The organism is Pseudomonas sp. CCI1.1, assembly GCF_034348165.1.
In the GTDB taxonomy this organism is placed as follows: domain Bacteria; phylum Pseudomonadota; class Gammaproteobacteria; order Pseudomonadales; family Pseudomonadaceae; genus Aquipseudomonas; species Aquipseudomonas paracarnis.
In genome coordinates this window covers 3,305,243-3,323,354 of record NZ_CP133780.1, presented here as the reverse complement: position 1 = coordinate 3,323,354, position 18,112 = coordinate 3,305,243, and the positions used below count along the sequence as shown (strand labels likewise).

The window sequence follows — 18,112 nt, the reverse complement described above, 5'->3', positions numbered from 1 at the left end:
CAACAGACCGAGATGACTCATGCTGGACGAGCTACTTCGCCGGGTAAGCAACCACACCCCCCACACTCTGGAAACCGACGGGCGTTTCCCCGAGGCTGCGGTGCTGGTGCCGATTACCCGCAGTGACGAACCGGAGCTGATCCTGACCCTGCGCGCCAGCGGCCTGTCGACCCACGGTGGCGAAGTGGCCTTTCCCGGCGGGCGCCGCGACCCCGAAGACCCGGACCTGATCTTTACCGCCTTGCGCGAAGCCGAAGAAGAAATCGGCCTGCCGCCGGGGCTGGTTGAAGTCATCGGCCCGTTGAGCCCGCTGATTTCCCTGCACGGCATCCGCGTAACGCCCTATGTGGGCGTGGTCCCCGATTACGTCGAATACCTGGCCAACGACGCCGAGATTGCCGCCGTTTTCAGCGTGCCTTTGGACTTTTTCCGACAGGACCCACGCGAACATACTCACCGCATTGATTACCAGGGCCGTAGTTGGTACGTGCCAAGCTACCGGTTCGGCGAATACAAAATCTGGGGGCTGACGGCAATCATGATTGTCGAGCTGATCAACCTGCTCTATGACGATGCCAAGATCAGCCTGCACCATCCTCCCAAGAGCTTCATCAATCTATAAGCCATCGTTTAAATGGCATGCCGTGAGGAAAAACCATGAAATACCGCCTGGGCGACGCCCGCGTCGAGACCCATCCCAACAGTTGGGTTGCACCGAATGCCACGCTGGTGGGCAAGGTCAAGCTGGAGGAGGGCGCCAACGTCTGGTTCAACGCGGTGTTGCGTGGCGATAACGAGCTGATCCTGATCGGCAAGAACAGCAACGTGCAGGACGGCAGCGTGATGCACACCGACATGGGCTACCCGCTGACCCTTGGCACCGGCGTGACCATTGGCCATAACGCCATGCTGCACGGCTGCACCGTCGACGACTACAGCCTGATCGGTATCAACGCAGTGATCCTCAACGGCGCCAAGATCGGCAAGCACTGCATCATCGGCGCCAACTCGCTGATCGGTGAAGGCAAGGAAATCCCCGACGGCTCGCTGGTCATGGGCTCGCCGGGCAAAGTGGTGCGTGAGCTGACCGAGGCGCAAAAGCGCATGCTTGAAGCCAGCGCCGCGCACTATGTGCATAACTCGCAGCGTTATGCCCGTGACCTGGTCGAGCAGGAATGAGCACGATTGAACGACCGGTCGCCTCGCCCTGCGTCAGCATTTGCGCACTGAATGATGACGATATCTGCACCGGCTGCCAGCGCAATGTGGATGAAATCACGCGCTGGAGCCGCATGGACAACGCCGAGCGCCGGGTGGTGCTGGGGTTGTGCCATGAGCGGGCGGTGGCGAGTGGGATGGTGTGGATGACCCCTGGGAAATCTGGCGCCTGACAGGCCGCCATCGCAGGCAAGCCAGCTCCCACCCTTGATGTGTGAATACCCTCAAATGTGGGAGCTGGCTTGCCTGCGATGAGGCCCTGCCAGACGACATCCTTGTAATTGTGTACCCTGTGCGGCATTGCCCACAGGTCCATCCTCCATGTTTTTCCTGATCGCCTACATCAGCAGCGTCGTGCTGATCAACTTCGCCTTCTCCACCGCCCCACACCTGGACATCATCTGGTCCGCCTGGGGCGGCCTGGTATTTATCCTGCGCGACATGGTGCAAACCCGCTTCGGCCATGGCGCAATCATCGCCATGCTGGCGGCACTGGTGCTGTCCTATATCACCTCCGACCCGTCCATCGCCCTGGCCAGTGCCACGGCGTTTGCGGTGTCCGAATGCATCGACTGGCTGGTGTTCAGCATCACCAAGCGCCCGCTGCATGACCGCCTGTGGATAAGTTCGGCGCTGAGCATTCCCCTCGATACCTTTATCTTTTTCGGCCTGATCGGCGCACTGACGCCGGCGGTGGCGGGCACGGCGTTGGTGTCCAAGTTCGCCGGTGTCACCGTGGTCTGGCTGATCATGGCCTGGCGCATCCGCCGGCGGGCTGTCGCCAACTGAGGCCAATTTTTACAGTTCATGTAAAATGCCGGCCTTTCTCCCCCATGATCCGCTCCCCTGAGGACCTGAGATGACCCGAATCGGAACTCCATTGTCGCCAACCGCGACCCGCGTTTTGCTGTGTGGCTGCGGTGAGCTGGGCAAGGAAGTGGTAATCGAACTGCAACGCCTGGGCGTTGAAGTGATTGCCGTGGATCGCTACGCCAACGCGCCGGCCATGCAGGTGGCGCACCGTAGCCATGTGATCAACATGCTTGACGGGGCCGCATTGCGTGCGGTGATCGAGGCGGAGAAACCGCACTTTATCGTGCCGGAAATCGAAGCCATCGCCACCGCGACCCTGGTGGAACTGGAGGCCGAAGGCTTTACCGTCATTCCGACCGCCCGCGCCACGTCGTTGACCATGAACCGTGAAGGCATCCGTCGCCTGGCCGCCGAAGAACTGGACCTGCCGACCTCGCCGTACCACTTCGCCGACACCTTCGAAGCCTACAGTAAGGCTGTCCAGGACCTGGGCTTCCCGTGCGTGGTCAAGCCGGTGATGAGTTCGTCGGGCAAGGGCCAGAGCCTGTTGCGCAGCACTGATGACGTGCAGAAAGCCTGGGACTACGCCCAAGAGGGCGGGCGTGCCGGCAAGGGCCGGGTGATCATCGAAGGTTTTATCGACTTCGACTACGAAATCACCCTGCTGACCGTGCGCCACATCGGCGGTACCACCTTCTGCGCGCCGGTAGGGCATCGCCAGGAGAAGGGCGACTATCAGGAGTCCTGGCAGCCGCAGGCCATGAGCCCCATTGCCCTGGCAGAGTCAGAGCGCGTAGCCAAAGCCGTGACCGAAGCCTTGGGCGGTCGTGGTCTGTTTGGTGTGGAGTTGTTCATCAAAGGCGATCAGGTGTGGTTCAGCGAAGTGTCGCCGCGCCCCCATGACACTGGCCTGGTGACCCTGATTTCCCAGGACCTGTCGCAGTTTGCCTTGCACGCGCGCGCCATCCTCGGCCTGCCGATCCCGTTGATCCGTCAGTTCGGGCCTTCGGCGTCTGCGGTGATCCTGGTGGAAGGGCAGTCCACCCAGACCGCATTCGCCAACCTCGGCGCCGCGCTGAGCGAGCCGGATACAGCGTTGCGTCTGTTTGGCAAACCTGAAGTGAATGGTCAGCGCCGTATGGGCGTGGCACTGGCGCGGGACGAGTCGATTGAAGCGGCTCGTGCCAAGGCGACCCGTGCTTCCAAGGCTGTTGTTGTAGAGCTCTAAGCCGCCACGCTCGTTCCCACGCTTTGCGTGGGAATGCCTCTTGTGACGCTCTGCGTCGCGCTTGGGGACGCAAAGCGTCCCTAACTGCATTCCCACGCAGAGCGTGGGAACGAGCATGGGGTCAGGCGACCTTGTTCAAGTCGTTATCCCGCGTCTCTTTCAGGCACAGCACCGCAATCAAACTCAGCAACGCTGCTGCCGATACATATCCCCCGACATAACTCAAACCACCCATCGCCACCAGCTTGGTCGCGAAGAACGGCGCCGCCGAGGCCCCCACGATCCCACCCAGGTTATACGCTGCCGATGCACCGGTATAACGCACGCGGGTCGGGAATAATTCCGGCAGCAGGGCGCCCATCGGTGCGAAGGTCACGCCCATCAAAAACAGCTCCAACGCCAGAAACAGCGCCACGGCCCAGGTCGAGCCATGGGTCAGCAGCGGCTCCATGGTAAAGCCCGACAGAATTGCCAGGACCGCGCCGACAATCAGCACCGGCTTGCGCCCGTAGCGATCACTGGCCAAGGCGGCCAATGGCGTTGCCAGCCCCATGAACAGCACCGCAAAGCACAGCAGGCCGAGGAAGGTTTCACGGCTGTAGCCCAAGGTGGAAACGCCGTAGCTCAACGAAAACGCCGTGGTGATGTAGAACAGCGCATAGCACACCACCATCGACGCGGCGCCCAGCAGTACCGGCAGCCAATGCTGGCTGAACAGTTCCACCAGCGGCACTTTCACGGGTTTTTCCTTGGCCACTGCATTGGCGAATACCGGCGTCTCATGCAGTTTGAGGCGCGCATACAGGCCCACCATCACCAGCGCGGCGCTGAGGATGAACGGAATGCGCCAGCCCCAGCTGCGAAATTGCTCGTCATTCAGGCTCATGGCCAAAATCAGGAACAAACCGTTGGCCGCCAGGAAGCCTATCGACGGGCCCAGTTGGGGAAACATGCCGAACCAGGCGCGCTTGCCCTTGGGGGCATTCTCGGTCGCCAGCAAGGCCGCGCCGCCCCATTCTCCACCCAGGCCGAGGCCTTGGCCGAAGCGCAAAACACACAAGAGAATCGGGGCCCAGGCGCCGATGCTGTCGTAGCCCGGCAACAAGCCGATCAAGGTGGTGCACACCCCCATCAGCAGCAGCGAAGCCACAAGGGTTGATTTACGGCCGATGCGGTCGCCGAAGTGACCGAATAACGCCGACCCCAGTGGCCGGGCGATAAAGGCGATGCCGAAGGTCAGAAACGACGCCAGCATCTGTGCGGTGCCAGAGGTCTGTGGGAAAAACACCGGGCCGATCACCAGAGCGGCAGCCGTGGCGTAGATGTAGAAATCGTAGAACTCAATGGCGGTGCCGACGATGCTCGCGGTGGCGACGCGGGCGGTCGAGTTGGCAGGTGCGGCGCTCGCAGCCTCTTGGTAGGTGGTGCTCATAACGTTATCCCTGACGGTTATTGCGCGTTTGGACGCGGATTATTATTGGTCGAACACCCATGGATCAGGGCTATGCGCGGAGCGGCTCGGGATGGGAGCAAACGCCGGTCGGACATGGTAAGGCGGTGCCAGGACACGCTGAGTGCGGGTAGCACGCGGTCGGGCGGGGCTTGGGTAAGCCGCTGGGATTATAGGAAGGGGGCTAAGGATCCAACAAGGGGCTGGTGAGGATCTATGGCCTGGAACTGGATCAATGTGGGAGCTGGCTTGCCTGCGATAGCATCACTGCGGTGTGACTGACACACCTAAGTGCCTGCATCGCGGGCAAGCCCGGCTCCCACACAAGCCAGCTCCCACATTGACCGGGTTGAGCCTGCTGAGGTCAGGCGGCCACTGGCACGTGGCTGGTATGCCAGATCAATACTTTGCTCACCCGGTTGTCCTCGGTCTCGAGGATTTCCAGGCGATAGCGGCCGACTTTCAGGCACACCGCGCAATCGGGGATGGTTTCCAGCGCTTCGGTCACCAGGCCGTTGAGGGTCTTGGGACCGTCGCTGGGCAGGTGCCAGCCCAGGCTTTTGTTCAGTTCGCGGATCGAAGCGGCGCCGTCGATGATGTAGCGGCCATCGGGCTGGGCTTCGATATGCGGGTTATCCACCGCCTGATCGCTTTCGAATTCGCCGACGATCTCTTCCAGAATATCTTCCAGGGTGACGATGCCCAGCACTTCACCGTACTCGTCCACTACCATGCCCAGGCGCCGCTGTTGTTTGTGGAAGTTCAGCAGTTGCAGCTGCAACGGCGTGCTTTCCGGCACGAAGTAAGGCTCGTGGCAGGCAGCGAGCAGGGCCTCTTTGGTCAGGCTGGCGTCAGGCAGCAGGTGTTGGACCTGCCGGGTGTTGAGCACGGCCTGCACCTGGTTGATGTCGCTGTGGAACACCGGCAGGCGTGTGCGCGGCGAGGTGCGCAACTGTTCGATGATGTTTTCTATTGGCTCATCGAGGTTGATGCCGTCCACTTCACTGCGCGGCACCAGGATGTCGTTGACCGTGATGTTGTCCAGGGCATGGATACCGGGCAGGCCGGGAGTGCGGTCGGCGTCGGTATCGGGCTCTGGGTTGTCATCATGGTCGGGCAGGGGCTCGTCGCTGTTTTTCGCCACGCCGGATTTGCGTGCAAACGGGCGCAATAACAGCAGGCTGATGCCATTGAGCAGCCAGGCCAGGGGGTAGAGGATTTTCAGCGGCACGCCCAGCAATGTATTGCCAAAGCCCAGCACTGCCTGAGGGTGACGGGTGGCCAGGGCGCGGGGCAGGTAGTCGGCCAGCACCAGCAGCGCTGCGCAGGAAATCAGCCAGCCTAGCCAGGGCCCGTTTTCTGCCCAGGCATAGATTGCCAGCAGGGTGCAAAGAATCACCACGGCGGCGCGACACAGGCTGTTGCACAGGATCAGGCTATGGCGCGGGAAGCTCAGGCGGGCGGCCGCCTTGTCGCCCTGGCGGGTGCCAGGGCGCAGGGCCAGCAGGTGTTGTTGCGCAGCTTCTATGGCAGTAAACAGCGCCGCCCACAAGATCAGCAGGGCAATTACGGCGAGCATCGGCCCTAAGGGCAAGTTGTCCATGATCACTGCCCGTCAGATATGCAGGATGTATTCGCGAACCAGCTTGCTGCCGAAATAGGCCAGCATCAACAGGCAGAAACCGGCCAGGGTCCAGCGGATGGCCTTGTGCCCGCGCCAGCCGAGGCGGTTGCGCCCCCACAGCAGCACGCTGAACACGACCCACGCCAGGCACGCCAGCAAGGTTTTATGGACCAGGTGCTGGGCAAACAGGTTCTCGACGAACAGCCAGCCGGAGATCAGCGACAGTGACAGCAGGGTCCAGCCGGCCCACAGGAACCCGAACAGCAGGCTTTCCATGGTTTGCAGGGGCGGGAAGTTCTTGATCAGCCCCGACGGGTGCTTGTGCTTGAGCTGGTGATCCTGCAGCAGCAGGAGCAGGGCCTGGAACACCGCGATGGTGAACATGCCGTAGGCGAGGATGGACAGCAGGATGTGGGCGAGGATGCCCGGCTCCTCGTCGATCACCTGTACGGTGCCAGTAGGGGTGAATTGCGCCAGCAGCACCGTGAGCATTCCCAGGGGGAATAGCAGCACCAGCAGGTTCTCCACCGGAATCCGGTAGCAGGCCAGCAGCGTCAGCGCGATGACGGCCGCGGCGATCAGGCTGGCGGCGCTGAAAAAGTCCAGGCCCAGGCCGACCGGGGTCATCAGGTGGGTGAACAGGCTGGCGGCATGGGCTAGCAGGGCCAGCACGCCAAGGCCGACGAGCAGACGTTTGTCCGCTTTGGCGCCTTGGGCCAGACGAGTGCCCTGATAGAGGGTCGCAGCGGCATACAAAATGGCGGCGGCGAGGCTGGGTAGCAAACTGGGTGACAAGGGGAGCATAAATCCTGGTAGGCAAGCCCGAAAGGCGTTGAGTTTGGCACACACCTGCGTTGCACGAAAGACTCCCGGGCCAGACAGCGGGTGTGCATGGGCGCAGTCTTCGCTATAATCCGCGACCTGCCCACGCCGCAGGCTCGGCGAACGCTGTTTTTAATAGCGATTTCCCCCAGCCTGGGCCGCCATTACCTCGGTCTACCTGCATTTCGATGAATAGGGCCTGAAAGGATCGCGCATGTTTGAAAACTTGACTGACCGTCTCTCGCAGACGCTGCGCCACGTTACCGGCAAGGCCAAGCTGACCGAGGACAATATTAAAGACACCCTGCGTGAAGTGCGCATGGCGTTGCTGGAAGCCGACGTGGCTTTGCCGGTGGTGAAGGACTTCGTCAACTCGGTCAAGGAGCGTGCGGTCGGCACCGAAGTGTCCCGCAGCCTGACCCCGGGCCAGGCCTTTGTGAAGATCGTCCAGGCCGAGCTCGAAAGCCTGATGGGCGCGGCCAACGAAGACCTGAACCTCAGCGCCGTGCCGCCAGCCGTCGTGCTGATGGCGGGTCTGCAAGGTGCGGGTAAAACCACCACCGCCGGCAAACTGGCGCGCTTCCTTAAAGAGCGCAAGAAGAAATCCGTGATGGTGGTGTCGGCCGACGTGTACCGTCCGGCGGCCATCAAGCAGTTGGAAATGCTCGCGGGCGAAGTGGGCGTGACCTTCTTCCCGTCCGACCTCAGCCAGAAGCCGGTCGACATCGCCAACGCGGCTATTAAAGAAGCCAAGCTCAAGTTCATCGACGTGGTCATCGTCGATACCGCCGGTCGCCTGCACATCGACGAAGAGATGATGGGCGAGATCAAGGCGCTGCATGCCGCGATCAACCCGGTCGAGACCCTGTTCGTGGTCGACGCCATGACCGGCCAGGATGCGGCCAATACCGCCAAGGCCTTTGGTGACGCACTCCCGCTGACCGGCGTGATCCTCACCAAGGTCGACGGCGACGCCCGTGGCGGTGCCGCGCTGTCGGTACGTGCCATTACTGGCAAGCCGATCAAGTTCATCGGTATGGGCGAGAAGAGCGAAGCGCTCGAGCCGTTCCACCCTGAGCGTATCGCCTCGCGCATCCTCGGCATGGGTGATGTGCTCAGCCTGATCGAGCAGGCCGAAGCCACGCTCGACAAGGACAAGGCCGACAAACTGGCCAAGAAGCTGAAGAAGGGCAAGGGCTTCGATCTCGAAGACTTCCGCGACCAGCTGCAACAGATGAAGAACATGGGCGGCCTCGGCGGCCTGATGGACAAGCTGCCCAACATCGGCGGTGTGAACCTGGCGCAAATGGGCAACGCCCAGGGCGCGGCAGAGAAACAGTTCAAGCAGATGGAAGCCATCATCAACTCCATGACCCCGGCCGAACGCCGCGACCCTGAGCTGATCAGCGGTTCGCGCAAGCGCCGGATCGCCATGGGTTCCGGCACCCAGGTGCAGGACATCGGTCGCTTGATCAAGCAGCACAAGCAGATGCAGAAGATGATGAAGAAATTCTCCGCCAAGGGCGGTATGGCCAAGATGATGCGCGGCATGGGCGGTATGTTGCCCGGCGGCGGCATGCCTAAAATGTAAAGTATTCGAGCGCAAGCCTTGCTTGCGCTCCGCCCCACAGGGATGTGGGATCTCCAGCAAACCCGCCGTTGGCGGGCGCTGACTCGCCGTTTTAACCGACGGCTCTATAGCAGATCTGAATGGCACGCTGATAGGCGCCAGAAAAAGACATTTGCAAAAGTCCGGATATTCCTTAGAATATGCGGCCTTTCGGGCACCTATGCCCGCTGTGCATTTAGATTTGCAGCACCGACTACAGGAACGATGTTCACATGCTAACAATCCGTCTTGCCCTTGGCGGCTCCAAAAAGCGCCCGTTTTACCACTTGACCGTAACCGACAGCCGCAACCCGCGTGACGGTTCGCACAAAGAACAGGTTGGTTTCTTCAACCCTGTTGCTCGTGGTCAAGAAGTTCGTCTGTCCGTGAACCAAGAGCGCGTAGCCTACTGGCTGAGCGTTGGCGCACAGCCATCCGAGCGCGTTGCAAAACTGTTGAAGGACTCGGCTAAGGCCGCAGCCTGAGCAATATGAACGCGACGCCAGCTGTTGCTGATGATTTGATCGTTATCGGCAAGATTTACTCTGTTCATGGCGTTCGCGGCGAAGTGAAGGTGTATTCCTTTACTGATCCGACTGAAAACCTGTTGCAGTACAAAACCTGGACGCTCAAGCGCGAAGGGAGTGTGAAGCAGGTTGAGCTGGTCAGTGGACGCGGGAGCGACAAGTTCCTGGTCGCAAAGCTCAAGGGTCTTGATGATCGTGAAGAAGCTCGTCTTCTGGCCGGTTATGAGATCTGCGTGCCGCGCAACCTGTTCCCTGAATTGACCGACGGCGAGTACTACTGGTACCAGCTCGAAGGTCTGAAGGTTATTGATCAACTCGGGCAATTGCTGGGGAAAATCGATCATCTTCTGGAAACCGGCGCCAATGATGTAATGGTGGTCAAGCCTTGCGCTGGCAGCCTGGATGACCGTGAACGCCTGTTGCCCTATACCGAGCAATGCGTGTTGGCCGTCGACCTGGCAGCGGGCGAGATGAAGGTGGAATGGGACGCGGACTTCTAAGCGTGGCTAATTTGCGCATTGAAGTGATCAGTTTGTTTCCCGAGATGTTTTCCGCCATCAGCGAGTACGGCATCACCAGTCGGGCGGTGAAACAGGGGCTGTTGCAGCTCACCTGTTGGAACCCGCGAGACTACACGACGGATCGACATCACACTGTGGACGATCGCCCATTTGGCGGTGGCCCGGGCATGGTGATGAAGATCAAGCCCCTGGAAGATGCGTTGGTTCAGGCCAAGGCAGCCGCCGGGGAGAAGGCGAAGGTAATTTACCTGTCCCCTCAAGGCCGTCAGCTGAAACAGGCGGCGGTACGCGAACTGGCGAATGAGGAAAGTTTGATCCTGATTGCCGGTCGCTATGAAGGCATTGACGAGCGTTTTATTGAAGCTCATGTCGATGAAGAGTGGTCGATTGGGGACTATGTCCTGTCTGGCGGCGAGCTGCCGGCGATGGTCCTGATAGATGCGGTTACACGACTGCTGCCCGGAGCTTTAGGGCATGCGGACTCCGCGGAGGAAGATTCCTTCACGGATGGTTTGCTGGATTGCCCGCACTACACCCGTCCGGAGGTGTATGTGGATCAGCGTGTTCCCGACGTATTGCTAAGTGGCAATCACGCACACATCCGGCGTTGGCGTTTACAGCAGTCCCTTGGTCGGACCTATGAACGACGCGCCGATCTTCTGGAAAGCCGCTCGCTTTCTGGAGAAGAGAAGAAGCTGCTCGAGGAATACATCCTCGCGCGGGACGATAGTTAACAACGTATCGATGGTAGGTCCATTGACTTACCTTAGGAGCACAGCATGACTAACAAAATCATCCTTGCACTCGAAGCAGAGCAGATGACCAAAGAGATCCCTACCTTTGCCCCGGGCGACACCATTGTCGTTCAGGTGAAAGTGAAGGAAGGCGACCGTTCGCGTCTGCAAGCGTTCGAAGGCGTGGTAATCGCCAAGCGTAACCGTGGTGTGAACAGTGCTTTCACTGTTCGTAAAATCTCCAACGGTGTTGGCGTAGAGCGTACTTTCCAGACCTACAGCCCGCAAATCGACAGCATGGCCGTCAAGCGTCGCGGTGACGTACGTAAAGCCAAGCTGTACTACCTGCGTGACCTGTCCGGTAAAGCAGCTCGCATCAAGGAAAAACTGGCTTAAGTCCAGCTTCCCGATGCAGAAAAAAGCAGCCTACGGGCTGCTTTTTTGTGCCTGAAATTTGCCTATCTGCCGGTATTGACCCATGACCACCCGCCTCGAAGAAATCCAGCGCCGCACCGACCTGTCCGTCACCCACGTGACCAAGGCCGTGTTCCCGCCCACCACCAACCATCACAACACCCTGTTCGGCGGCACTGCCCTGGCCTGGATGGACGAAGTGTCGTTCATCACCGCCACGCGTTTCTGTCGCTTACCTTTGGTGACGGTCTCCACCGACCGTATCGACTTCAACCATGCGATCCCGGCTGGCTCTATCGTTGAGCTGATCGGTCGGGTGATCAAGGTCGGCAACACCAGCCTCAAGGTCGAGGTTGAAGTGTTCGTCGAGAGCATGAGCGCTGATGGCCGTGAAAAGGCGATCCAGGGCGTATTCAGCTTTGTCGCGATTGACGCAGATAAACGCCCTGTCCCAGTACTGCCTGGCTTTGTTGACTGATTACTCGGCGGTGCTGGCCTGCGGTTGAATGACCGCCAGCAAGGTCCAGCCCGCTACGGGCTTCAAATTGCTCTCGGGCGAGACCACGTGCACCCAGCCGCTGGTGTCCCTGGCAAACAGCAAGGTGGCGCGCTCGCCGTGCAACGCCTGGTACTGCTCCCAGCCAAAGCCGTCGGTGAGGCTGGTGCTGTACAACTCGGCGCCTTGGCCCAGCAGGCTGGCCAATTTGGTGTAGCTCAAGGGTTGGCTGCCCAGCAAGTGTCCGCGGTGTTCATGACTGGCCTTGTGCTTGTCGGTGCGACGGTTTTCCTGGCTGCTGGCCAGGGCGAACAGGCGATGGCCGAAGTCATGGCGAAAACGCATGGTGGCCAAGGCATTCAGTTCGCCAGAAGGCGAGAGGGCGAGCAGGTGCCCCAGGCCGACCAGGTCCAGATGGGATTCGGCATGCTGGGAGGCCGGGTTGCCGAAGTACGTAGGCAAGCCTTCCATACGACTGGCGCGGATGTTTTCCCAGCTGGAATCCGTCAGCAACACGCGGCTGCCCAATTGCTGCAACGCCTTGCCGAGTGCTCGCGCCGGGCCGTTCGCACCCACGATCAAAAAGCCGCTAGGCGCCGGCTCAGCGACTTTGAGCAGGCGGGCCAAGGGGCGTGCCGTGGCGCTTTGCAGCACCACGGTGCCGATGATCACCGCGAAGGTCAGCGGCACCAGCAACAACGCGCCTTCGTGGCCAGCCTCATCCAGGCGGATCGCAAAGATCGCTGACACCGCCGCCGCCACAATGCCCCGTGGGGCGATCCAGGCCAGCAGTGCGCGCTCGCGCCAGTTCAACCCCGAGCCAAAGGTCGAAAGCGCCACGTTCAACGGGCGTGCAATGAATTGGATGATCAACAGCAGGATCAACACGAACGGCCCCAGGGCGATCATGGCGTTCAGGTCCAGGCGTGCCGCCAGCAGGATAAACAGCCCGGAAATCAGCAACACGCTGAGGTTTTCCTTGAAGTGCAGGATGTGCCGTACATCCACGCCTTTCATGTTCGCCATCCACATGCCCATCAGCGTGACCGCCAGCAGGCCGGACTCATGCATCACCTGGTTGGAAGCGATGAAGATACCCAGCACGCCCGCCAGTGTCGCCAGGTTATGCAGGTATTCCGGCAACCACTGGCGGCGCATGATCTGCCCCAGTACCCAGCCACCGGCGATGCCGAACAGGCTGCCGCAGAGGATGACGCCGCCGAAGGTCAGCAGGCTGTGGCTCAAACCATCGCCCGACGCACTGGCGATGATAAAGCTATACACCACTACCGCCAGCAGTGCGCCAATCGGGTCGATGACGATGCCTTCCCAGCGCAGGATATTGGCGATGGACGCTTTGGGGCGCACCACACGCAACATGGGCACGATCACGGTTGGGCCGGTGACCAGTGTCAGGGTGCCGAACAGCAGTGCCAGCATCCAGTCGAAACCCAGCAGCCAGTGGGTGGCCAGGGTGATCACCGCCCAGGTCGAGAGTGCGCCGACGGTGACCAGCCGGTGGACGACGCTGCCGATTTCCTTCCATTCCGACAGGTGCAGGGTCAGGCTGCCCTCAAACAGGATCAGCGCCACTGCCAACGACACCAATGGCATCAACAGAGGGCCGAACATTTCCTGCGGGTCGAGCCATCCGAGTATCGGCCCTGCCAGAATCCCGCTCAGCAGAAGAAACAGAATCGCCGGCAGTTTCAGGCGCCAGGCCAGCCACTGGCAGCCGAGTGCGGCCACGCCAATACCGCCAAAAGCCAACAAAATCTGTTGTTCGTTCATTAAAGCTTCCTGTTCCTTGAATTAGCGGGCTATGAAAGACTAATGGCTCTTGCCACAGTTCACTAAATAATTCGCGTATTGCCTTGTGCTGCGTTGCTTGAGTGCCCATGCCTGCTATTGACCATCCCCTGATCGACCGCTTCCTCGACGCCCTCTGGTTGGAAAAAGGCCTGTCGGACAACACACGCCAGGCCTACCGCAGTGACCTGGCGCTGTTTAACGGCTGGCTGCAGGAGAAAAAACTTGAGCTGAAAAATGCCGGGCGCGAGCTGATCCTCGATCACCTGGCCTGGCGCCTGGAGCAGAACTACAAACCGCGCTCCACTGCGCGATTCCTCTCCGGCGTGCGTGGCTTTTATCGCTACCTGCTGCGGGAAAAACTCATTGCCGTCGACCCGACCCTACAAATCGACATGCCGCAACTCGGCAGGCCGTTGCCAAAATCCTTGTCGGAAGCCGACGTCGATGCCCTGCTCGCGGCCCCAGACCTGAGCGAGGCCATCGGCCAGCGCGACCGCGCGATGCTTGAGGTGCTGTATGCCTGCGGCCTGCGCGTCACCGAACTGATCAGCCTGACGCTGGAGCAGGTCAACCTGCGCCAGGGCGTGTTGCGCGTGATGGGCAAGGGCAGCAAGGAGCGGCTGGTGCCCATGGGCGAGGAGGCGATTGTGTGGGTCGAGCGCTACATGCGCGATGCGCGCCACGAACTGCTGGGTGGGCGCCCCAGCGACGTGCTGTTCCCCAGCCAGCGCGGCGAGCAGATGACCCGCCAGACCTTCTGGCACCGCATCAAGCACCAGGCCAAAGTGGCCGGGATCGGCAAGGCGCTGTCACCCCACACCTTGCGCCATGCCTTCGCCACCCACTTGCTCAACCACGGCGCGGATTTGCGCGTGGTACAGATGCTGCTCGGCCACAGCGACTTATCCACAACCCAGATCTACACCCATGTGGCGCGCGCACGTTTGCAGGATATGCACGCCAAGCATCACCCGCGCGGATAAAACCGTCAGAAATGGCCCATTTTACCTGTCGCGGTCTGCCCTCCCGCCCAACTGTGGTAGGCTTTGCCGGTTCGCAAAGGGGACGGCATCCATTGTGGTCCAGATCAGTATTCTGCTCCCGTCCCTGCCTCTGCCTTCAGGAGTTCCCATGCGCTTGACCCAGATTATTGCCGCCGCAGCCATTGCGTTGGTTTCCACCTTTGCGGTCGCCGATGATGCGGCCGAGCAGACCATTCGCAAGAGCCTGGCCAACCTGGCGCTCGATACCCCGATCGAAAGCATCAGCGCCAGCCCCATGGCCGGCCTGTATGAAGTCAAGCTCAAGGGTAGCCGCGTGCTGTACGCCAGTGCCGATGGCCAGTACATCGTCCAGGGCTACCTGTTCCAGCTCAAGGACGGCAAGCCGGTCAACCTGACCGAGAAGGCCGAGCGCCTGGGCGTGTCCAAGCTGATCAACGGCATCCCGGTGGCTGAAACCGTGGTTTACCCCGCCATTGGCGAAACCAAGACCCACATCACCGTGTTCACCGACACCACCTGCCCGTACTGCCACAAGCTGCACGCTGAAATCCCGGCACTGAACAAGCTGGGCGTGGAAGTGCGCTACGTCGCGTTCCCGCGCCAGGGCCTGGGTTCGCCGGGTGACGAGCAGTTGCAAGCCGTATGGTGTTCGGCCGACAAAAAGGCGGCCATGGACAAGATGGTCGACGGCAAGGAAATCAAATCGGCCAAATGCGCCAACCCGGTTTCCAAGCAGTTCGCCCTGGGCCAGTCCATTGGTGTGAACGGTACACCGGCCATCGTTTTGGCCGACGGCCAGGTGATTCCGGGCTACCAGCCGGCGCCGCAAGTTGCCAAACTGGCACTGGGTGCCAAGTAAGCATTTATCGTTGAGCCTTTGACGATCATGGCCCGCCGAACCGTCGGCGAGTCATTAATTGAGAGCCGCAGTTGTGCGGCTGTTTTCACGGCCGACCTAGCGTCGGCCGTTTCATGGGGAGTTCTTCAGTGAAACCGGTCAAAGTAGGCATCTGTGGGTTAGGGACCGTCGGTGGCGGTACCTTCAACGTACTTCAGCGTAACGCTGAAGAAATTTCCCGCCGCGCAGGTCGCGGGATTGAAGTGGCGCAGATTGCCACGCGTTCGCCAAAGCCTCAGTTCGAAACGACCGGTATTGCGATTACCAACGATGTGTTCGCCGTGGCCACCAACCCTGAGATCGATATCGTCATCGAACTGGTTGGCGGCTACACCGTGGCCCGCGAGTTGGTGCTCAAGGCCATTGAGCACGGCAAGCACGTGGTCACCGCCAACAAGGCGCTGATCGCCGTGCACGGCAACGAGATCTTCGCCAAGGCCCGCGAGAAAGGCGTGATCGTGGCGTTCGAAGCTGCGGTGGCCGGTGGTATCCCGGTGATCAAGGCAATCCGCGAAGGCCTGTCCGCCAACCGCATCAACTGGGTGGCCGGCATCATCAACGGCACCGGTAACTTCATCCTCACCGAAATGCGCGAGAAGGGCCGTACCTTCGAAGACGTGCTGGCCGAAGCCCAGGCCCTGGGTTACGCCGAAGCCGACCCGACCTTCGACGTGGAAGGCATCGACGCGGCCCACAAGCTGACCATCCTGGCGTCCATCGCTTTTGGTATCCCGCTGCAATTCGACAAGGCCTACACCGAAGGCATCACCAAGCTGACCACCGCCGACGTGAACTACGCCGAAGCCCTGGGCTACCGCATCAAGCACCTGGGCGTAGCGCGCAGCACCCCGGCCGGTATCGAATTGCGGGTGCACCCGACGCTGATCCCGGCCGACCGCCTGATCGCCAACGTCAATGGCGTGATGAACGCGGTGATGGTCAACGGTGACGCCGCCGGTTCCACCCTGTTCTACGGCGCCGGTGCCGGCATGGAGCCGACCGCTTCGTCAGTGATCGCCGACCTGGTGGACGTGGTTCGCGCCATGACCAGCGACCCGGAAAACCGTGTGCCGCACCTGGCCTTCCAGCCGGACTCGCTGTCGGCCCACCCGATCCTGCCGATCGAAGCCTGCGAAAGTGCCTACTACCTGCGCATCCAGGCCCAGGACCATCCAGGCGTGCTGGCCCAGGTGGCCAGCATCCTGTCGGAGCGCGGTATCAACATCGAGTCGATCATGCAGAAGGAAGTCGAGGAACAAAACGGCCAGGTGCCGATGATCTTGCTGACCCACCGCGTGCTCGAACAGCACATCAACGATGCCATCCATGCCCTGGAAGCCTTACAAGGCGTGGTCGGCCCGGTGGTGCGGATTCGCGTCGAACACTTGAACTAACCGATTTGTTCCAGGGGCCCCGTCCATTCGGCGCCCCTGTTCGAGAATGTTTTAGAGGAGCCAGTCATGCGTTACATCAGCACCCGCGGCCAGGCACCGGCCCTGAATTTCGAGGACGTTCTGCTGGCAGGCCTTGCCACCGACGGCGGCCTGTATGTGCCCGAAAACCTGCCACGCTTCACCCAGGAAGAAATCGCCTCCTGGGCCGGCCTGCCGTATCACGAGCTGGCTTTCCGAGTGATGCGCCCGTTCGTCACCGGCAGCATTCCGGATGCGGATTTTAAAAAGATCCTGGAAGAGACGTACGGCGTGTTTGCCCATAGCGCCATCGCACCTCTGCGCCAGTTGAACGGCAACGAGTGGGTACTGGAGCTGTTCCACGGCCCGACCCTGGCGTTCAAGGACTTTGCCCTGCAACTGCTCGGTCGCCTGCTCGACTACGTGCTGGAAAAGCGCGGCGAGCGCGTGGTAATCATCGGCGCCACCTCCGGCGACACCGGCTCGGCGGCCATCGAAGGGTGCAAGCACTGCGAAAACGTCGATATCTTCATCCTGCACCCGCACAAGCGCGTGTCGGAGGTGCAACGTCGGCAGATGACCACCATCTTCGGTGAGAACATTCACAACATCGCCATCGAAGGCAACTTCGACGACTGCCAGGAAATGGTCAAGAACAGCTTCGCTGACCAGAGCTTCCTCAAGGGCACGCGTCTGGTGGCGGTGAACTCGATCAACTGGGCGCGGATCATGGCCCAGATCGTCTACTACTTCCATGCATCGCTGCAGTTGGGCGGCCCGGCGCGTTCGGTGTCGTTTTCGGTGCCGACCGGCAACTTCGGCGACATCTTCGCCGGTTACCTGGCACGCAACATGGGCCTGCCGATCAACCAGTTGATCGTCGCCACCAACCGCAACGACATCCTGCATCGCTTCATGAGCGGCAACCAGTATGTGAAGGAAACCCTGCACGCCACGCTGTCGCCGTCCATGGACATCATGGTCTCGTCGAACTTCGAACGCTTGCTGTTCGACATGCACGGTCGCAACGGCGCAGCCCTGGCCGAGTTGATGAACAGCTTCAAGCAAGGTGGCGGTTTCAGCGTCGAGCAAGAGCGCTGGACCGAAACCCGCAAGCTGTTCGATTCCCTGGCCGTGGACGATGCGCAGACCTGCGAAACCATCGCGCAGGTCTATGCCGAAACCGGCGAAGTGCTCGACCCGCACACGGCTATCGGCGTGAAAGCCGCCCGCGAATGCCGCCGCAGCCTGGATATTCCAATGGTGATCCTCGGTACCGCGCACCCGGTCAAGTTCCCGGAAGCGGTCGAGAAAGCCGGCATTGGCAAGGCCCTGGAGTTGCCGGAGCATTTGACCGACCTGTTCGAGCGCGAAGAGCGCTGCACCGTATTGGCCAATGACCTGAAGACAGTGCAGGCGTTTGTCAGCCAGCATGGCAATCGGGGCAAACCGCTCTAATCAAGAATGGGGTAGCGGGTTTGTGTGGGAGCTGGCTTGCCTGCGATGCAGGCGCCTCGGTACGACTGAATA

19 protein-coding genes are annotated in these 18,112 nt (G+C 60.8%); 15 read left to right on the top strand and 4 right to left on the bottom strand.

Annotation, left to right across the window (positions count from 1 at the left end; all coding sequences use genetic code 11):
* The first annotated feature begins 19 nt into the window (after positions 1-19).
* The 5 genes from RHM69_RS14915 to purT all read left to right on the top strand — a co-directional run bounded on the left by RHM69_RS14915 (position 20) and on the right by purT (position 3,259).
* Positions 20-622: a CoA pyrophosphatase gene (locus RHM69_RS14915; RefSeq protein WP_014719789.1), complete on the top strand. Its 603-nt coding sequence runs from the start codon at positions 20-22 to the stop codon at positions 620-622.
* 35 nt (positions 623-657) lie between these two features.
* Entirely contained in the window at positions 658-1,179 is a 522-nt protein-coding gene (locus RHM69_RS14910) for a gamma carbonic anhydrase family protein (protein WP_014719788.1), read from the top strand.
* Positions 1,176-1,391, top strand: a complete 216-nt coding sequence (locus tag RHM69_RS14905) for a DUF1289 domain-containing protein (protein ID WP_014719787.1) — start codon at positions 1,176-1,178, stop codon at positions 1,389-1,391. Before RHM69_RS14910 ends, RHM69_RS14905 begins: the two co-directional genes overlap by 4 nt.
* A 148-nt stretch (positions 1,392-1,539) precedes the next feature.
* Positions 1,540-2,007: a preQ0 transporter gene (locus RHM69_RS14900; RefSeq protein WP_014719786.1), complete on the top strand. Its 468-nt coding sequence runs from the start codon at positions 1,540-1,542 to the stop codon at positions 2,005-2,007.
* A 70-nt stretch (positions 2,008-2,077) separates the two neighbouring features.
* Positions 2,078-3,259: a formate-dependent phosphoribosylglycinamide formyltransferase gene (purT, locus tag RHM69_RS14895; protein WP_032902708.1), complete on the top strand. Its 1,182-nt coding sequence runs from the start codon at positions 2,078-2,080 to the stop codon at positions 3,257-3,259.
* Positions 3,260-3,380: 121 nt separating this feature from the next.
* Here the strand turns inward: purT and RHM69_RS14890 are convergent, their stop codons facing one another.
* The 3 genes from RHM69_RS14890 to RHM69_RS14880 form a co-directional block, all read right to left on the bottom strand.
* Positions 3,381-4,691 carry an MFS transporter gene (locus tag RHM69_RS14890; RefSeq protein ID WP_003193968.1) on the bottom strand — a complete coding sequence of 437 codons (1,311 nt, stop codon included), beginning with the start codon at positions 4,689-4,691 and terminating at the stop codon, positions 3,381-3,383.
* A gap of 382 nt (positions 4,692-5,073) precedes the next feature.
* Positions 5,074-6,312: a transporter associated domain-containing protein gene (locus RHM69_RS14885; protein ID WP_003193967.1), complete on the bottom strand. Its 1,239-nt coding sequence runs from the start codon at positions 6,310-6,312 to the stop codon at positions 5,074-5,076.
* 12 nt (positions 6,313-6,324) lie between these two features.
* A complete protein-coding gene (locus tag RHM69_RS14880; protein ID WP_003193966.1) occupies positions 6,325-7,137 on the bottom strand; it encodes a cytochrome C assembly family protein in 813 nt (270 codons plus the stop codon).
* Between the two features lie 232 nt (positions 7,138-7,369).
* On the opposite strand from RHM69_RS14880, the gene ffh reads away from it, so the two are divergent.
* The 6 genes from ffh (at position 7,370) to RHM69_RS14850 (ending at position 11,438) form a co-directional block, all read left to right on the top strand.
* A complete protein-coding gene (ffh, locus tag RHM69_RS14875) occupies positions 7,370-8,746 on the top strand; it encodes a signal recognition particle protein (RefSeq protein WP_003193965.1) in 1,377 nt (458 codons plus the stop codon).
* A 251-nt stretch (positions 8,747-8,997) separates the two neighbouring features.
* Positions 8,998-9,249 carry a 30S ribosomal protein S16 gene (rpsP, locus tag RHM69_RS14870; RefSeq protein ID WP_003175899.1) on the top strand — a complete coding sequence of 84 codons (252 nt, stop codon included), beginning with the start codon at positions 8,998-9,000 and terminating at the stop codon, positions 9,247-9,249.
* 5 nt (positions 9,250-9,254) lie between these two features.
* Positions 9,255-9,791 carry a ribosome maturation factor RimM gene (rimM, locus tag RHM69_RS14865; RefSeq protein WP_003175898.1) on the top strand — a complete coding sequence of 179 codons (537 nt, stop codon included), beginning with the start codon at positions 9,255-9,257 and terminating at the stop codon, positions 9,789-9,791.
* Positions 9,773-10,546, top strand: a complete 774-nt coding sequence (gene trmD, locus RHM69_RS14860; protein WP_153475158.1) for a tRNA (guanosine(37)-N1)-methyltransferase TrmD — start codon at positions 9,773-9,775, stop codon at positions 10,544-10,546. Before rimM ends, trmD begins: the two co-directional genes overlap by 19 nt.
* A gap of 45 nt (positions 10,547-10,591) precedes the next feature.
* Positions 10,592-10,942, top strand: coding sequence for a 50S ribosomal protein L19 (gene rplS / locus RHM69_RS14855; protein ID WP_003175895.1), 351 nt, complete (start codon positions 10,592-10,594; stop codon positions 10,940-10,942).
* 82 nt (positions 10,943-11,024) lie between these two features.
* On the top strand, positions 11,025-11,438 hold the full coding sequence (locus RHM69_RS14850; RefSeq protein WP_003193963.1) for an acyl-CoA thioesterase: 414 nt from the start codon (positions 11,025-11,027) through the stop codon (positions 11,436-11,438).
* Here RHM69_RS14850 and RHM69_RS14845 read toward each other — a convergent pair whose 3' ends face one another.
* The gene (locus RHM69_RS14845) at positions 11,439-13,247 is read right to left on the bottom strand and encodes a cation:proton antiporter (RefSeq protein ID WP_014719784.1); all 1,809 of its coding nucleotides are present in this window, start codon (positions 13,245-13,247) and stop codon (positions 11,439-11,441) included.
* A gap of 107 nt (positions 13,248-13,354) precedes the next feature.
* Between RHM69_RS14845 and xerD the strand changes: the two genes are divergently transcribed.
* From xerD to thrC, 4 genes are all read left to right on the top strand, one after another.
* Entirely contained in the window at positions 13,355-14,251 is an 897-nt protein-coding gene (xerD, locus tag RHM69_RS14840) for a site-specific tyrosine recombinase XerD (protein WP_014719783.1), read from the top strand.
* A 148-nt stretch (positions 14,252-14,399) separates the two neighbouring features.
* Positions 14,400-15,131, top strand: coding sequence for a thioredoxin fold domain-containing protein (locus RHM69_RS14835; protein ID WP_005791088.1), 732 nt, complete (start codon positions 14,400-14,402; stop codon positions 15,129-15,131).
* 128 nt (positions 15,132-15,259) lie between these two features.
* Entirely contained in the window at positions 15,260-16,564 is a 1,305-nt protein-coding gene (locus RHM69_RS14830) for a homoserine dehydrogenase (protein ID WP_005791086.1), read from the top strand.
* A 66-nt stretch (positions 16,565-16,630) separates the two neighbouring features.
* The gene (thrC, locus tag RHM69_RS14825; protein WP_014719782.1) at positions 16,631-18,040 is read left to right on the top strand and encodes a threonine synthase; all 1,410 of its coding nucleotides are present in this window, start codon (positions 16,631-16,633) and stop codon (positions 18,038-18,040) included.
* Positions 18,041-18,112: the final 72 nt, after the last annotated feature.

Excerpts from the sequence above, each read along its gene's own strand:
- RHM69_RS14850 (WP_003193963.1), top strand. The coding sequence starts at position 11,025 with ATGACCACCCGCCTCGAAGAAATCCAGCGCCGCACCGACCTGTCCGTC.
- thrC (WP_014719782.1), top strand. The coding sequence starts at position 16,631 with ATGCGTTACATCAGCACCCGCGGCCAGGCACCGGCCCTGAATTTCGAG.
- ffh (WP_003193965.1), top strand. The coding sequence starts at position 7,370 with ATGTTTGAAAACTTGACTGACCGTCTCTCGCAGACGCTGCGCCACGTT.
- purT (WP_032902708.1), top strand. The coding sequence starts at position 2,078 with ATGACCCGAATCGGAACTCCATTGTCGCCAACCGCGACCCGCGTTTTG.
- RHM69_RS14880 (WP_003193966.1), bottom strand. The coding sequence starts at position 7,137 with ATGCTCCCCTTGTCACCCAGTTTGCTACCCAGCCTCGCCGCCGCCATT.
- trmD (WP_153475158.1), top strand. The coding sequence starts at position 9,773 with ATGGGACGCGGACTTCTAAGCGTGGCTAATTTGCGCATTGAAGTGATC.
- RHM69_RS14885 (WP_003193967.1), bottom strand. The coding sequence starts at position 6,312 with ATGGACAACTTGCCCTTAGGGCCGATGCTCGCCGTAATTGCCCTGCTG.
- RHM69_RS14910 (WP_014719788.1), top strand. The coding sequence starts at position 658 with ATGAAATACCGCCTGGGCGACGCCCGCGTCGAGACCCATCCCAACAGT.
- xerD (WP_014719783.1), top strand. The coding sequence starts at position 13,355 with ATGCCTGCTATTGACCATCCCCTGATCGACCGCTTCCTCGACGCCCTC.
- RHM69_RS14900 (WP_014719786.1), top strand. The coding sequence starts at position 1,540 with ATGTTTTTCCTGATCGCCTACATCAGCAGCGTCGTGCTGATCAACTTC.
- rimM (WP_003175898.1), top strand. The coding sequence starts at position 9,255 with ATGAACGCGACGCCAGCTGTTGCTGATGATTTGATCGTTATCGGCAAG.
- RHM69_RS14845 (WP_014719784.1), bottom strand. The coding sequence starts at position 13,247 with ATGAACGAACAACAGATTTTGTTGGCTTTTGGCGGTATTGGCGTGGCC.
- RHM69_RS14905 (WP_014719787.1), top strand. The coding sequence starts at position 1,176 with ATGAGCACGATTGAACGACCGGTCGCCTCGCCCTGCGTCAGCATTTGC.
- RHM69_RS14835 (WP_005791088.1), top strand. The coding sequence starts at position 14,400 with ATGCGCTTGACCCAGATTATTGCCGCCGCAGCCATTGCGTTGGTTTCC.
- rpsP (WP_003175899.1), top strand. The coding sequence starts at position 8,998 with ATGCTAACAATCCGTCTTGCCCTTGGCGGCTCCAAAAAGCGCCCGTTT.
- rplS (WP_003175895.1), top strand. The coding sequence starts at position 10,592 with ATGACTAACAAAATCATCCTTGCACTCGAAGCAGAGCAGATGACCAAA.
- RHM69_RS14890 (WP_003193968.1), bottom strand. The coding sequence starts at position 4,691 with ATGAGCACCACCTACCAAGAGGCTGCGAGCGCCGCACCTGCCAACTCG.
- RHM69_RS14915 (WP_014719789.1), top strand. The coding sequence starts at position 20 with ATGCTGGACGAGCTACTTCGCCGGGTAAGCAACCACACCCCCCACACT.